Below are 15,474 nucleotides of genomic sequence, written 5' to 3'. Positions count from 1 at the left end.
CCGGTGCCAGGTAGGGTGCCAAGCAAACGACAAAAAGCCGGTTCTAACCGGTAAAAAACTGAAAAGGGGAGGTGGCTTTGTGCGCCTCCCCTTTTGTGAGTGAAAGGAAAGCGCAGTGGCTCAAGAGAAGATAAGCACACTGCAATTGAGGTAGGCATCAACATGCACGAAAGTACCATGGAGCAGCTGTGGCGTAGCTCCCATATCTCCGGGGGCAATGCTGCCTACGTGGAGGAGCTTTACGAGACCTATCTGCACGACCCCAACGGTGTCCCCGAGGAGTGGCGCAATTATTTCGATAGCCTCCCCCGCGTTGAGGGCAGCAGCGATGTTTCCCACGCCGCTGTTCGCCAGCACTTTGAGCTGCTCAGCAAACACCGCGCGCGTCCGGTGGCCGCTCCCGGTGCGGCCGGCTCTGCCAATATTGAGCACGAGCGCAAGCAGATTAAAGTTCTGCAACTGATCGATTCCTACCGCCATCGCGGCCATAAAAAAGCGACCCTTGACCCCCTGGGCTTGATGGCTCGCGAACAAGTGCCCGACCTGCAACTGAGCTACCACGGCCTGACTGAGGGTGATTTCGATACCACCTTCAATACCGGTAGCCTGTTCCTCGGTAAAGAAGAGGCGACCCTGCGTGAAATCGTCGAGGGTCTGGAGAATACCTACTGTGGCAATCTGGGTGCGGAGATCATGCATCTCTCCAACCTGGAAGAGCAGCAGTGGTTCCAGCAGCGCCTTGAGCGCAGCCAGTCTAAAGCCAACTTCGGCACCGACATCCAGATTGAAATCCTGCAGCGTCTTTCCGCCGCCGAAGGCCTGGAGCGCCACCTGGATTCCAAGTACCCCGGCACCAAGCGCTTTGGTGTAGAGGGTGGTGAGAGCCTGATCCCGATGATGGACGCTCTGATCCGTCGCTCCGGCACCTACGGGGTGAAGGAAGTGGTGATCGGTATGGCCCACCGCGGCCGCCTGAATACCCTGGTTAATATCCTCGGTAAAAACCCTGCGGATCTGTTCCAGGAGTTTGAAGGCAAGAAGACCCTCGATACTTCCGGTGACGTGAAGTACCACCAGGGCTTCTCTTCCAACGTGATGACTCCCGGTGGGGAAGTGCACTTGGCCCTGGCCTTTAACCCGTCGCACCTGGAAATCAGTGCGCCCGTGGTAGTGGGTTCCGTACGCGCCCGCCAGGATCGCCGCAAAGATGCGACCGGTGAGAAAGTAATGCCGATCAACATCCATGGCGACGCGGCTTTTGCCGGCCAGGGTGTGGTGCAGGAAACCCTGCAGATGTCCCAGACCCGCGGTTACTACACCGGCGGTACTGTGCACATCGTACTGAACAACCAGGTGGGCTTTACCACCAGCAAGCGTGAAGATGCCCGCTCCACTGAGTACTCCACCGATCCCGCTAAGATGATCGATGCGCCGGTGCTGCACGTAAATGGCGACGACCCGGAAATGGTCGTATTGGCCGCGCTGCTGGCGGTGGACTACCGCTACGAATTTAAGAAAGATATCGTTATCGACCTGGTCTGCTACCGTCGTCGCGGCCACAACGAGACCGATGACCCCTCTGGTACCCAGCCGCTGATGTACCAGACCATCCGCAAGCACAAGACTACCCGCACTCTCTATTCCGAGAAGCTGGTGGGCGAGGGCATCCTGGACAAGGTTGCCGCAGACAAGCTGGCCAACGATTACCGCGATAAGCTGGATGCCGGTGAAGACGTTGCTACCGGTCTTGTGAAGAAGCCGGACTCCTCCATGTTTGTGGACTGGAGCCCCTATCTGGGCCACGACTGGCAGGTGCCTGCAGATACCGGCTATGCGCTGCCGAAGCTGCAGGATGTCGCCACTCGCATGACCAACGTGCCCGATGGCGTGGTAATGCAGCGCCAGGTCTCCAAAATTTATGAAGACCGCCGCAAAATGGCCGGTGGCGCCCTGCCTCTGAACTGGGGCATGGCGGAAACCCTGGCTTACGGCACTCTGCTGGAAGAGGGCTTTATGGTCCGCTTTACCGGTGAAGATGTGGGTCGCGGTACCTTCTCCCACCGCCACGCGGTGGTTCACAGCCAGAAAGACGGTCAGAGCTATGTGCCTTTGCAGCATATGTTTGAAGACCAGCCGCCTTTCTATATCTACGACTCGCTGCTGTCCGAAGAGGCGGTGTTGGCGTTTGAATACGGCTACGCCACCACGACACCAAAGTCCCTGGTGGTGTGGGAAGCCCAGTTTGGTGACTTCGCCAACGGTGCCCAGGTTGTGATCGACCAGTTCATCACTTCCGGTGAGCACAAGTGGGGCCGTATGTGCGGCCTGGTAATGCTGTTACCGCACGGTTACGAAGGCCAGGGCCCAGAGCACTCCTCTGCGCGTCTTGAGCGCTTTATGCAGCTGTGTGCGGAGCACAATATCCAGGTGTGTAACGCCACTACCCCGGCACAGATCTTCCACCTGCTGCGTCGCCAGGCGGTGCGCCCAATGCGCCGTCCTCTGGTGATTATGAGTCCAAAGTGGATTCTGCGTCACAAGTTGGCCACCTCCAGCCTGGAAGAGCTGGCAGAAGGTCGCTTCCACAACGTGATCCAGGACCAGGGTGTAGATCCAGACAAAGTGAAGCGTGTGGTTCTGTGTTCCGGCAAGGTTTACTACCACCTGCTGGAAGCCCGTATGGAGCGCGAACAGGAAGATGTGGCGTTCGTACGAATCGAGCAGCTGTACCCATTCCCGGACGAAGAGTTTGTGGAAGCGGTTTCCGCATTCAAGAAGATCAAGAGTGTTGCCTGGTGTCAGGAAGAGCCCATGAATCAGGGCGCCTGGTACTCCAGCCAGCACCACTTGCGTCGCCTGTTGTCGGAAACCCACCCGAAGCTGGATCTGGAATATGTGGGCCGCGCCCCATCCGCAGCACCTGCGGCGGGCTATATGTCCACGCACCTTGAAGAACAGAATAAGTTCATCAACGAGGCGCTGACCGTCAAATAACCGGCGGCAGTAATAAGTGAAGAGTCAATCTCAGGAAACAGAAAAAATGACGATCGAGATTAAAGCGCCAACTTTCCCTGAATCAGTTCAGGACGGAACTGTCGCCACCTGGCATAAACAACCAGGTGAAGCTGTGTCCCGCGATGAACTGATCGTGGATATCGAAACCGATAAAGTTGTGCTGGAAGTTGTTGCACCTGCCGATGGTGCCCTGACTGAAATCATCAAGGGTGAGGGCGATACCGTTCTCTCCAATGAGGTGATTGCCAAGTTTGAAGCGGGCGCTGGCGCAGCTGCTGCCCCGGCGGAAGAAAAAGCAGAAGCTCCGGCTGCCGAAGCCGCAGCTCCTGCGGCTGGCGACAAAATTGCCATGCCATCTGCCAAGAAAATGGCTGCTGAGAAGGGCGTAGACCTGGCCGGTGTTGAAGGCACTGGCAAGGGTGGTCGCGTTCTCAAGGAAGACGTAATGAAAGCGGGCACTGCGCCGGCTGCCGCTGCTGCACCTGCCGCCGCTGTTGCTGAAGTTGCGGTTGCTCCGGGTGAGCGCGTAGAGAAGCGCGTTCCCATGACCCGTATGCGCAAGCGTATCGCTGAGCGCCTGCTGGACGCTTCCCAGTCCACCGCCATGCTCACCACCTTTAACGAGGTGAACATGAAGCCGATTATGGACCTGCGCAAGAACTACAAAGACCTGTTCGAGAAGACCCACAACGGCACTCGCCTGGGCTTTATGGGCTTCTTCGTGAAAGCTGCAGTAGAGGCGCTGAAGCGTTACACCGCAGTGAACGCGTCTATCGACGGCAACGATATCGTTTACCACGGTTACCAGGATATCGGTGTAGCGGTTTCCTCTCCGAAAGGCCTGGTCGTGCCGATTCTGCGCAATGCGGAGAACATGGGCCTGGCGGATATGGAAAACAATATCCGCGATCTGGGTGTTCGCGCCCGGGATGGCAAACTGTCTATCGAAGAGATGACTGGCGGTACCTTTACCATCACCAACGGTGGTGTATTCGGTTCCCTGCTGTCCACTCCGATTTTGAATCCACCGCAAACTGCAATTCTGGGTATGCACAAAATCCAGGAGCGCCCGATGGCGGTAAATGGCAAGGTGGAAATCCTGCCGATGATGTACCTGGCGCTGTCCTATGACCACCGTCTGATCGATGGTAAGGAAGCGGTTGGCTTCCTGGTAGCGATCAAGGAAATGATCGAAGATCCAGCGCGTATCTTGCTCGAAGTTTAAACAATAAATCTTGGGGCCTGCGGGCCCCCTCGATCACACTGCATTAGAAATATCTGGAACTGATCATGTCCGAAAAATTTGACGTAATCGTAATTGGCTCCGGTCCTGGTGGTTATGTCGCTGCCATCCGTGCCGCTCAGTTGGGCTTGAAAACGGCTTGTATCGAAAAGTGGAAAAACAAGGAAGGTAAATACGTAAATGGCGGTACCTGCCTGAACGTTGGCTGTATTCCTTCCAAGGCACTGCTGGACAGCTCCTGGAAATACCACGAAGCCAAAGATGCTCTCGACGTGCACGGCATTGAAGTCGGCAAGGTCAAGATGGATGTGAGCAAGATGATCGAGCGCAAAGGCGAGATCGTTAAGAAACTGACCGGTGGTGTAGCAGGTCTGTTCACCGCCAATAAAGTGACCTCCATTTTCGGCACCGGCAAACTGCTGGCGAACAAGAAAGTGGAAGTAACCGACGACGAAGGCAACAGCACCGTTTACGAAGCTGAAAATGTCATTCTGGCTTCCGGTTCTGTACCGGTAAATATTCCGCCCGCTCCGGTAGACAACAAAATTATTGTCGATTCCACCGGTGCACTGGAATTCGCTGAAACTCCAAAGCGTTTGGGTGTTATCGGTGCCGGCGTTATCGGTCTGGAGCTGGGTTCTGTATGGAACCGCCTGGGCTCCGAAGTGGTTGTTCTTGAAGCGATGGACAAGTTCCTGGCGATCATGGACCAACAGGTTGCCAAAGAGTCCCAGAAGATCTTCAAGAAGCAGGGCCTGGATATCCGCCTCGCTTGCCGCGTAACCGGCTCCGAAGTGAAAGGCGAAGAAGTGGTTGTTACTTACCAGGACAAAGATGGTAAAGAGCACCAGGAAACTTTCGACAAGCTGATCGTTTGCGTTGGTCGTCGCCCTTACACCGAAGGCCTTCTGTCTGAAGATGCCGGTGTGAAGATGGACGAGCGTGGATTCATCTATGTCAACGACCTGTGCATGACTTCTGCACCGGGCGTATGGGCGATTGGTGACGTGGTACGCGGCCCGATGCTGGCACACAAGGCCTCAGAAGAAGGTGTTGTGGTTGCCGAGCGTATCGCTGGCCAGAAGCCGATGATGAACTACGACGTGATTCCCAACGTTATTTACACTCACCCGGAAATCGCTGCGGTTGGTCGCACCGAAGAGCAGGTGAAGGCCGATGGCGAGCCCTACAACGTAGGCAGCTTCCCGTTTGCTATCAACGGCCGCGCTATGGCCGCCAACGATACCCAGGGCTTTGTGAAAATCATTGCTCACGCGGAAACTGACCGCGTACTGGGTGCCCATATTGTTGGCCCGTCTGCCGCAGACCTGGTTCAGCAAGTGGCGATCGCGATGGAATTCGGCTCCAGTGCTGAAGACATCGGTATGACGGTATTTGCGCACCCGACTCTTTCCGAAACTGTGAAAGAAGCGGCGCTGGGAGTGAACGGCCATGCGATTCACACCGTAAATCGCAAGAAGCGCAAGTAAGAATATTTTTCGATTTCGGGGCACTAATTATTGATTAATTAGCGCCCCGGTTTCATTTGTGGAATTTGAAATTTGCAACGACGGAAATTTTAAATTTCTCTTTCAGGTGCAGAGTGATCTGCAATTAGTAAACACATTTTATATGTGAATTGGTATTGACTATGAACTTGCATGAGTATCAGGGCAAACAACTGTTTGCGGAATACGGATTGCCGGTTTCCAAAGGCATTGCAGCGGAAACCCCGGCAGCGGCAGCAGCAGCGGCTGACGAAATTGGCGGTGATAAGTGGGTAGTAAAGGCCCAGGTACACGCTGGTGGCCGCGGTAAGGCTGGCGGTGTAAAGCTGGTAGATTCCAAGGCAGAGATTGAAGAGTTTGCCAAGAAGTGGCTGGGCGAGCGTCTGGTAACTTATCAAACAGACGAAAATGGCCAGCCGGTTTCCCGTATCCTGGTTGAAAGCTGCACTGACATCGACCAAGAACTGTACCTTGGCGCCGTTGTTGACCGCTCCACCCGTCGTATCGTTTTCATGGCTTCCACCGAAGGCGGCGTTGAGATCGAGAAAGTAGCGGAAGAGACTCCAGAAAAAATCCTGAAAGCCACCATCGATCCACTGGTAGGCGCTCAGCCTTACCAAGCGCGCGAGCTGGCTTTCAAACTGGGCCTGAACCCGACTCAGGTTAAGCAGTTCACCAAGATCTTCCTCGGCCTGGCAAAAATGTTCCAGGAAAAAGATCTGGCCCTGCTGGAAATCAACCCGCTGGTAATCACCACCGAAGGCAACCTGCACTGCCTGGACGCCAAAGTGGTAATCGACAGCAACGCGCTGTACCGCCACGCTGACCTGCGTGAAATGCACGATCCTTCCCAGGAAGATTCCCGTGAAGCGCACGCTGCCAAGTTCGACCTGAACTACGTAGCTCTCGATGGCAACATCGGCTGCATGGTAAACGGTGCTGGTCTGGCCATGGGTACCATGGACATCGTAAACCTGCACGGCGGCAAGCCAGCTAACTTCCTGGACGTTGGCGGCGGCGCGACCAAAGAGCGCGTTGTTGAAGCGTTCAAGATCATCCTGTCTGACGAGAACGTAAAAGCCGTACTGATCAACATCTTCGGTGGTATCGTTCGCTGTGACATGATCGCCGAAGGCGTTGTGGGCGCAGTAAAAGAAGTTGGCGTTAAAGTACCGGTTGTTGTTCGCCTGGAAGGTAACAACGCAGATCTGGGCGCCAAGGTTCTGAGCGACAGTGGCCTGAACATTATCGCGGCTACCAGTCTGACCGATGCGGCTCAGCAAGTGGTTAAAGCTGCGGAGGGTAAATAATCATGTCAGTATTGATTAACAAAGACACTAAAGTAATCTGCCAGGGCTTCACCGGCTCCCAGGGTACTTTCCACTCCGAGCAAGCGATTGCTTACGGCACCAAGATGGTTGGTGGTGTAACTCCGGGTAAAGGCGGCCAGACTCACCTGGGCCTGCCAGTATTCGACACCGTTAAAGAAGCGGTAGAGAAGACCGGCGCTGAAGCTTCCGTAATCTACGTACCTGCGCCTTTCTGTAAGGATTCCATCCTGGAAGCGGCCAACGCTGGTATCAAGCTGATTGTTTGTATCACCGAAGGTATTCCGACTCTGGATATGCTCGACGCTAAAGTGAAGTGCGACGAGCTGGGCGTGCGCCTGATCGGCCCGAACTGCCCGGGTGTTATCACTCCGGGTGAGTGCAAGATCGGTATTATGCCAGGTCACATCCACAAGCCGGGTAAAGTGGGCATCGTTTCCCGTTCCGGTACCCTGACCTATGAAGCGGTTAAGCAAACCACCGACTACGGCTTTGGCCAGTCCACCTGTGTGGGCATCGGTGGTGACCCCATCCCGGGTTCCAACTTCATCGATATCCTGGAAATGTTCCAGAACGATCCGCAGACCGAAGCAATCGTTATGATCGGTGAGATCGGTGGCACTGCTGAAGAAGAAGCAGCTGCTTACATCAAGGAAAATGTTACCAAGCCTGTAGTTTCCTACATCGCTGGTGTAACTGCTCCTCCCGGCAAGCGTATGGGTCACGCGGGCGCGATCATCTCTGGTGGTAAAGGCACCGCCGATGAGAAATTTGCTGCTCTGGAAGACGCTGGTGTTAAAACCGTGCGCTCCCTGGCTCAGATCGGCGACGCTCTGAAGGAAATTACTGGCTGGTAAGGAATTGCCAACTTTTAGTTTTCAAAAAAGCCACCCATTGGGTGGCTTTTTTTATGGCTGTATAAAGTCGGGTCAAATTAGGCAGGGTTGCGCTGGGCTCCCCCAGTAAATATTTTTACCTATCTTTACATTTTCATGGTGTTTACAGTTTTATCTGTTGTTAAGTTTTCTTTTTTTCGCTGAAAGTTGATTTTCATTCTCTCTTCATTTTTGTACTTCTATCTATAGGTCACGTAAGTCTGCGTTTTGTAAGGCTTTTCTTGTGGTTCCTAGCTCTTTTGGTTGCTTGTTGAAAATATTTGAATATTTTTTATTACAGAAATCGATTTTGGTTTTGGTGTTTGGAAAAGGTTTTTTGTGATCTCTCCCCTCTTTTTGTTTTCTATTTCTGTCGGGTGAGTTTTGACTTGCCGAATTTGGTGCGGCAGTGTTGGTTCTCGTTATGGCAGCGAAAATAACTTTTCAGGAGGTGCGTCAGCATGGGGCTAGCTATAGATAAAAATATTCGAAAAATATCCTATAAGATAGACTTTGGTGGATTTTCTTTGGATAGGAATGAAGAGGTAGGTGGGGTTTGGCCGAATGGTGTGGTGAAATATTATGTGCCCTCCAATTTAGATTCCGGTTATGTTAATTCGGTAAAAAAGGCTATGTCTCATTGGGAAATTTGCATTTATCGAAAGTTCAGATTTGCAGCGATTAAGTTTCTGCAGGTTGGAGCGGCAGGCCGTGGAGTGGTTACCATTAAGGACGACCGCAGTAGTGCGACGGTAGGGTTTACCAATAAAACCGATCAATATTGTGGTGTAGATTGGAAAACTAATAGAGCAGCGATTGCCTCCCTTCCCCATGAAATCGGTCATACACTGGGTTTGGCCCACGAACACATGCGTGCCGACGCCCCTCTGTCAGTGAAGAACACACTGGACTCCTTGCAAAAGCAAACTCGGGTGCAAACCCTCACCCGGTTTTTAACACACAATTCTGCTTTTGATGGAAACTCCATCATGATGTATGACGACCAGGCAAGGGCACTGGGGATTGTAAAAAACACTCGTGAGGGAGGCTGTAAAATATCGGCCAATCAGGTGAATAGTTCTACCTGGAATCCCAGTGCTGGGGATTTGGATATGCTTTCTTATCTCTATGATGGCAAGCGTCAGACTCTGCCGAGATCTTTTGCCGGGCCTTTGATGTAGCCGAAAGAACTAGGGTGCGATGCGATTATTTTTTTTGAAATAAAAATAAGGGAGTTTTTTGCTCCCTTTTTTATGTTGCTACATGGTGTTGGGCTGAGCTGTAGCGGCTTCTTTAAAGTTCAATTTCATATCTATTAATTAAGAAAAGACTTTGTTGGGTTTTGCTAGGAAAAGATTGTCTTTTCGGGGCGGACAGATTATTAACTGTCAGCTCTTAATGTGGTGGATAAAAATTCATTATCGTAAGCCGTAAATCGTGGCGTCCTATTGATCTAAATTCTAAAGCGTAACTCTAGCTCATCTGTAAAATTTTAGCGGTCGGGGGTATAGGTAATATAGATGCCGCTGCTTTGCTAATTCTCCTTTGTTGTAGCTGGTGATATACACGACTTGCCCCCACTCCTATACTGCCGAAAACCAATTGTTTAGGAGCGAATATGACCAGGGCATTGATTGGGGTGATTGGAGGAAGTGGTCTTTACGATATGCCGGGGCTGACTGAGGTGGAGGAGGTCCATATCGACACTCCCTTTGGCAGGACTTCGGACGCCATTGTCTGCGGTAAGCTCTCAGGTGTGCCAGTAGCTTTCCTGGCCCGTCATGGTCGCAATCATCACCTGATCCCCTCCCAAGTGCCTTATCAGGCAAATATCCATGCCCTGCGCCAGCTCGGCGTGTGCTACATCCTGTCTCTCTCGGCTGTGGGCTCCCTACAGGAAGAAGTACGGCCACTGGATATGTTAATCCCCGATCAGTTCATTGATATGACTCGCCGGCGGCAGAGTACCTTTTTTGGAGATGGTGCGGTTGCCCATGTGTCCATGGCCGACCCTGTATGCTCTGCTGTCGCTGATAGTTTGGCGCGCGCTTTCACGCTGACCCAGGCAGAGCAGCCAATTGAGTTACACCGGGGTGGCAGTTATATCTGTATCGAGGGTCCCCAGTTTTCCACCCGTGCCGAGTCCCACTGGTATCGAAGTATGGGGGCGTCGGTTATCGGCATGACCAATATGCCTGAGGCCAAGTTGGCCCGGGAGGCACAAATTGCTTACGCCACGCTGGCCATGGCTACTGACTATGATTGTTGGCACCCTCGTGAGGAGGCAGTAACCGCAGAGGTAGCGATTGCGAATCTTCAACAAAATGCCACGCGCGCGCAGCAGATTGCGATGGAAGCCATACGTATTTTAGGCGCTGAGCAACCGGAGTCCTCCGCTCATACAGCACTGTTGAGCGGTCTGGTGACTCCCCTCGAAGCTATGCCTGAGGAAACACAAGCTGTAATAAAACCACTGCTTGCTCCGACAGAACCAGAGCTTGAAGAAATGGAGCAGTGATATCGATGCGTGAGACCTTACCCCTGCTGGAGCTATCGGACTTCCCCTCTCTGCACCGAGGGGCCATTGAGACCTTACAGGTCAATATTGGTTACCGTTGTAATCAGCGCTGTTTACACTGCCACGTCAATGCTGGACCTAATCGAACCGAGATGATGTCGGACGAAAATTTGGCGCTGTTATTGGAAGTTCTCACGGTCCGTAAACCCCGTGTGCTGGATGTGACTGGTGGGGCCCCGGAATTGCACTGGGGCTTTCGATCCCTTGTAAGAGGGGCGCGAGAGCGCGGAGTACATGTAATAGATCGCTGTAACCTGACAGTTCTTTTTGAGCCGGGCCAGGAAGATACTGCTGAATTCCTCGCTGAAAACCAGGTTGAGGTCGTTGCCTCCCTGCCGTGTTACTCAATCGATAATGTCGATAAGCAACGAGGTAAAGGGGTATTCGATAAGAGTATTGCGGCGCTACAAAAATTAAATGCATTGGGCTATGGCAAGCCCGGCAGTGGCTTAGAGCTCAACTTGGTCTATAACCCCCAGGGACCCTTTTTACCCCCGGAGCAAAGTGCTTTGGAGGCGGACTACCGAAGAGAGTTGGCGAACCACTTCTCCATTAAATTTAATCATTTGTTCGCTCTCGCCAATATGCCAATCAAGCGTTTTGGTTCCATGTTGGTTTCCAAGGGGCAGTTTCACGATTATATGGCGCTACTAAAAGACAGTTACAGTGCGGATAATCTCGCTGATGTTATGTGTCGCAACTTGGTTAGTGTCGATTGGCAGGGAAACCTATTTGATTGTGATTTTAACCAACAACTCAACATGCCTATTCCTGGCCGATTACATTTGCGAGATTTAATCGAGGTGGATCTGAAGGGGGCGGCAATTTGCGTTGCAGATCACTGTTACGGTTGTACAGCCGGGCAGGGCAGTAGTTGTGGTGGGGCTCTCTAGCTTTTTGTTATGGCGGATGGAGCCTGAAAACGATGAGTAAAAAAATCCTGCTGGTAGCCGCCATTGTTGTATTGGTGGTGGCTTTCTACGTGCTTAATCTGCACCACTGGTTGAGCCTGGAAAAGTTAAAGGATGGAGCGGAGGACTTTAAGCGCTGGCAGATGTCGTCGCCGCTTTTAGTCGGATTTTTGTTTCTGGTCTTCTATATTTTGGTGACTGGCTTATCACTTCCCGGGGCAGCAATTCTAACTATTGCAGCCGGCGCATTGTTCGGTCTTTTCTGGGGTACTGTAATCGTTTCTTTTGCTTCCAGTATCGGTGCCACCCTGGCCTTTTTAATGGCTCGATATTTATTTCGAGACTATATTCAGGGGCGTTTCTCAGAGCGGCTTCAAGTCGTCAATAAGGGAATTGAGCGGGAGGGGGCATTTTACCTTTTTGCGCTGCGATTGGTGCCGGCTTTCCCTTTTTTCCTAATTAATATCCTGATGGGGCTCACCCATATTAAAGTCTGGACTTTCTATTGGGTTAGCCAGCTTGGGATGCTGGCGGGTACGATAGTTTACGTAAACGCGGGAACTCAATTGATGAGAGTGGAAAATCTCAAGGATATTTTATCTTTGCCACTGTTGTTATCTTTTGTTCTCTTGGGTGTATTTCCCTTAATTGCAAAATATGCGCTCAACTGGCTTAAGCGCAGGCGTCAGGCTGGATGATCTAATTATGCAGAAACCTAAGAAGTTTGATCGTAACTTAATTGTCGTTGGTGGTGGTGCGGCGGGCCTGGTTACGGCTTACATCTCTGCGGCGATAAAAGCAAAAGTCACTTTGATCGAAGCAGGTAAAATGGGGGGAGATTGTCTCAATACCGGCTGTGTACCCAGTAAAGCATTGATTATGTGTGCGCGACAGGCCCATAGGGCAAGATGTGCGGGCGAATTTGGGGTTGTACTCCATGAGCCAACAATTAATTTTCCCCAGGTTATGCAACATATCAGGGAGTCGATTAAAACTATTGAACCCAATGATAGTGTGGAGCGCTATAACGAGCTGGGGGTTGAAGTGCTCAAGGGAACTGCAGAGCTTATCGATCCTTGGACAGTTAAAACCCAATTAAATAGTGGAGGGGAGAAAACCCTAACGGCAAGGGCTATTGTACTAGCCACTGGCGCCGAGCCGAGTGTTCCGCCTTTTCCTGGGCTCGATCAAGTGAATTACCTCACCAGTGATACTTTATGGGAGCGGTTTTCTCAGTTAAAAACCCCTCCCCACAGGCTGGTATTACTGGGTGGGGGAGCTATTGGTTGTGAGCTGGCACAAGCCATGGCCAGGTTGGGTTCGGAAGTGGTTCTGGTGGAGAGGTCCGACACTATATTATTGGAGTTGGATGCTGACGTATCTGCGGCCGTCGCTGAGGCGCTTACTCTGGATGGCGTTAAAATTTTGACAGACCACGAAGCTGTTGAGTTTGAAGGTGTTCCTGATCGAGAAGGAGGCATACTCATTGTAGAAAATAAGGGCGATAGGGTTAAGCTCGAGTTTGATGAGGTGATACTAGCTCTCGGCAGAAAGGCGAAAGTAACCGACGAAGGTCTCGAGAACCTGGACTTGCTGGATAATGGCAGGTTGAAACTTGATGGCTACCTGCGAACTCGCTATCCACATATCCTTGCAGCTGGGGATGTGGCAGGGCCATACCAATTTACCCATATGGCCTCACACCAAGCTTGGTATGCAGCGGTAAATGCCCTTTTTGGTGATATTAAAAAATTTGCCGTAGACTACTCTCTGGTTCCCAGTGCTGTATTTGTCGATCCGGAAGTGGCGACTGTGGGCCTTTCTGAAAAAACTGCTAGTGAGCAGGGAGTGAATTACGAGATAACCCGCTATGATATCGAGCATTTGGACCGAGCTATAGTCGATGGTGCGCGGCGAGGATTTGTCAAAGTCCTTACGGTGCCGGGAAAAGATAAAATACTAGGTGTTTCTATTGTTGGGGAAAATGCTGCAGAACTAATTGCGGAGTTTATTTTGGCGATGAAACATGGGCTGGGATTGAATAAGATACTCTCAACGATTCATATCTATCCCACGATGAGTGAAGCCAATAAATTTGTCGCGGGCAATTGGAAACGTGCTCACGCACCAGCAGCTATTTTACGTTTCTTAGAGGTTTTTAACCGCTGGAGGCGCAACTAATGCAATTCAGTGTGATAGTCCCTCTATTAAATGAAAAGGAACAAATAGCCTCTTTACTGGAGCACTTGCAGCAATTGAACGCGCAGGAAGATTGTGAGGTTATTGTCGTAGACGGCGGCAGTACCGATGGTAGTGTTGAGATCTTAGAGCAGTCTGGTTTGCAGCTGGTCCACGCCACTCGGGGTAGGGCGGTCCAGATGAATGCCGGTGCGTTAATGGCTAAAGGTCAGTGGTTAGTGTTTTTGCATGCCGATAGCCGTCTACCCGCAGATGCCCTCAAGTCCATCGCAAACCTCGAAAAGGAGAATGCCCACTGGGGGCGTTTTAATATTCAAATTGTCGGACACAGTTTTTGGTTTCCCTTGATTGCGACTCTAGTTAATTTGCGCTCTCGTTTTAGTGGTATTGCTACAGGGGATCAGGCCATTTTTGTGCGCCGTGGTTTGTTCGAAGCTATCGGTGGATTCCCTGCGCAGCCGTTGATGGAAGATATTGAGCTGAGTCGTCGTTTGCGCGGTTATTACTGGCCCTATTGTTCTCGGGAAAAAGTAGAAACCTCAGGGCGTCGCTGGGAAAAGTACGGCGTATTGAGAACTATTTTATTGATGTGGCGATTGCGTTTTGATTACTGGCGGGGCGTATCAGCAGAGAGTTTGGCAAAGCGCTATGAGTAGTTTTCTATTGCCGCCCATGCGTCTTGTAGTGATGGCCAAGGCTCCGTTGCCAGGGTATGCAAAAACTCGGTTAATTCCTACTTTGGGAGAGAAGGGCGCAGCCGCTCTCGCATTACAGTTATTACAGGATACATTGGCAGAAGCGGTGAAGGCAGATCTGGGCCCTGTCGAGCTACATGTTGCGCCTAACTCCCGGCACCCTTTCTGGCAGGAGTTTAAATTGCCTCAGGGGGTAAAGCTTTACAGCCAGTCAGAAGGTGATCTCGGTCAGCGCTTGTGGCGGGCTGCAAAAAGTTCTTACGCCGCTGGCCAGGGGCTCTTTTTGATGGGGACAGATTGCCCGGCATTAAATGCAGAAAGACTCCGAGCTGCGGATGTGGCCTTAGTGCACACGGACTCTGTTATGTATCCCGCAAATGATGGTGGCTACACCCTGTTGGGCTTGAAGTACCTGCATTCTCGCTTGTTTGAAGATATATGTTGGAGTACTGAAGTCGTTGCCCAGCAAACCCTGGAGCGATTTCAGGAATGTGATATGCAGTGTCAGCAATTGGATGTGCTTGCGGATATTGATGATCCTGAGGATTTGCAGTTTTTACCTAGAAATCTTTCGAGGCGTCTGGCAGATTTTCGGGAAGCAGATTAAAAGTAATCGAGAGTAAGAAGTATTTCTAGCTTGAACCAGGAAGTGCTGGCTCTAGGAATATAACTTCCCGCGTGACCTGCCAGCGCCCATCTTCATACACCAAATCTATCGCCAGTTTTAACAGTTGCTCCTGGCCAGCCAAATTATTTTTCCGCGAGAAGATTACTAAAGCACTGTTTTCATTTGCCACTATGTGGTGAATTTTTTTCCAGTCGTTGAGAGGTAGTTCACCCGCGTCACGCTTGGCTTTAAACATATTGATGAAGGCCGTTTTGTCTGCCACCGTAACCCGGTCCGAAGGGTCTAGTATGAAGACCTGCATTTCCCGGTGGTAGATACTTTCCAGTTCGTCTTCTCTGCAGTACACCCCGGCCTGCACGAGGTAGTCAATAAACTGCTCGATCTCTCTTACCATATCTGGATTATCCATCGCTCAGGCACTCCAATCGGGACCAGATGAATATAGATTAAGGTGGAGATATTTGGGGCTTTCTTCGGCCAGGCTAAGCTGGCCT

At 51.5% G+C, this 15,474-nt stretch carries 13 protein-coding genes; 12 read left to right on the top strand and 1 reads right to left on the bottom strand.

From position 1 onward, the window contains the following. The first annotated feature begins 162 nt into the window (after window positions 1-162). From ACJJIM_RS14780 to ACJJIM_RS14725, 12 genes are all read left to right on the top strand, one after another. A complete protein-coding gene (locus tag ACJJIM_RS14780; protein WP_282933821.1) occupies window positions 163-2,994 on the top strand; it encodes a 2-oxoglutarate dehydrogenase E1 component in 2,832 nt (943 codons plus the stop codon). Between the two features lie 46 nt (window positions 2,995-3,040). After that, window positions 3,041-4,240, top strand: a complete 1,200-nt coding sequence (gene odhB / locus ACJJIM_RS14775) for a 2-oxoglutarate dehydrogenase complex dihydrolipoyllysine-residue succinyltransferase (RefSeq protein ID WP_282933820.1) — start codon at window positions 3,041-3,043, stop codon at window positions 4,238-4,240. Window positions 4,241-4,305: 65 nt separating this feature from the next. Then, complete coding sequence (gene lpdA / locus ACJJIM_RS14770) at window positions 4,306-5,748, top strand: dihydrolipoyl dehydrogenase (protein WP_282933819.1); 1,443 nt, start codon at window positions 4,306-4,308, stop codon at window positions 5,746-5,748. A gap of 161 nt (window positions 5,749-5,909) precedes the next feature. Beyond that, the gene (gene sucC / locus ACJJIM_RS14765) at window positions 5,910-7,076 is read left to right on the top strand and encodes an ADP-forming succinate--CoA ligase subunit beta (RefSeq protein ID WP_282933818.1); all 1,167 of its coding nucleotides are present in this window, start codon (window positions 5,910-5,912) and stop codon (window positions 7,074-7,076) included. A gap of 2 nt (window positions 7,077-7,078) precedes the next feature. Then, on the top strand, window positions 7,079-7,951 hold the full coding sequence (sucD, locus tag ACJJIM_RS14760; RefSeq protein WP_108734154.1) for a succinate--CoA ligase subunit alpha: 873 nt from the start codon (window positions 7,079-7,081) through the stop codon (window positions 7,949-7,951). Window positions 7,952-8,430: 479 nt separating this feature from the next. Further along, on the top strand, window positions 8,431-9,150 hold the full coding sequence (locus tag ACJJIM_RS14755; RefSeq protein ID WP_444911360.1) for a M12 family metallopeptidase: 720 nt from the start codon (window positions 8,431-8,433) through the stop codon (window positions 9,148-9,150). 437 nt (window positions 9,151-9,587) lie between these two features. After that, window positions 9,588-10,487: an S-methyl-5'-thioadenosine phosphorylase gene (gene mtnP, locus ACJJIM_RS14750; protein ID WP_444911359.1), complete on the top strand. Its 900-nt coding sequence runs from the start codon at window positions 9,588-9,590 to the stop codon at window positions 10,485-10,487. Between the two features lie 5 nt (window positions 10,488-10,492). Further along, window positions 10,493-11,440: an arsenosugar biosynthesis radical SAM (seleno)protein ArsS gene (arsS, locus tag ACJJIM_RS14745; RefSeq protein WP_444911358.1), complete on the top strand. Its 948-nt coding sequence runs from the start codon at window positions 10,493-10,495 to the stop codon at window positions 11,438-11,440. A gap of 32 nt (window positions 11,441-11,472) precedes the next feature. Continuing rightward, the gene (locus ACJJIM_RS14740; RefSeq protein WP_444911357.1) at window positions 11,473-12,156 is read left to right on the top strand and encodes a TVP38/TMEM64 family protein; all 684 of its coding nucleotides are present in this window, start codon (window positions 11,473-11,475) and stop codon (window positions 12,154-12,156) included. 7 nt (window positions 12,157-12,163) lie between these two features. Then, window positions 12,164-13,639 carry a dihydrolipoyl dehydrogenase family protein gene (locus tag ACJJIM_RS14735; RefSeq protein WP_444911356.1) on the top strand — a complete coding sequence of 492 codons (1,476 nt, stop codon included), beginning with the start codon at window positions 12,164-12,166 and terminating at the stop codon, window positions 13,637-13,639. Next, window positions 13,639-14,313 carry a TIGR04283 family arsenosugar biosynthesis glycosyltransferase gene (locus tag ACJJIM_RS14730; RefSeq protein ID WP_444911355.1) on the top strand — a complete coding sequence of 225 codons (675 nt, stop codon included), beginning with the start codon at window positions 13,639-13,641 and terminating at the stop codon, window positions 14,311-14,313. Before ACJJIM_RS14735 ends, ACJJIM_RS14730 begins: the two co-directional genes overlap by 1 nt. After that, window positions 14,306-14,959 (top strand): TIGR04282 family arsenosugar biosynthesis glycosyltransferase, encoded by a 654-nt coding sequence (locus ACJJIM_RS14725; protein ID WP_444911354.1) that lies wholly within the window; start codon window positions 14,306-14,308, stop codon window positions 14,957-14,959. The genes ACJJIM_RS14730 and ACJJIM_RS14725 overlap by 8 nt, the downstream gene beginning before the upstream one ends. Before the next feature lie 25 nt (window positions 14,960-14,984). Here the strand turns inward: ACJJIM_RS14725 and ACJJIM_RS14720 are convergent, their stop codons facing one another. Continuing rightward, on the bottom strand, window positions 14,985-15,389 hold the full coding sequence (locus ACJJIM_RS14720; RefSeq protein WP_444911353.1) for a hypothetical protein: 405 nt from the start codon (window positions 15,387-15,389) through the stop codon (window positions 14,985-14,987). Window positions 15,390-15,474: the final 85 nt, after the last annotated feature.

Source organism: Microbulbifer maximicatervae (SeqCode), from assembly GCF_052467615.1.
This window is presented reverse-complemented; position numbering and strand designations above follow the sequence as displayed.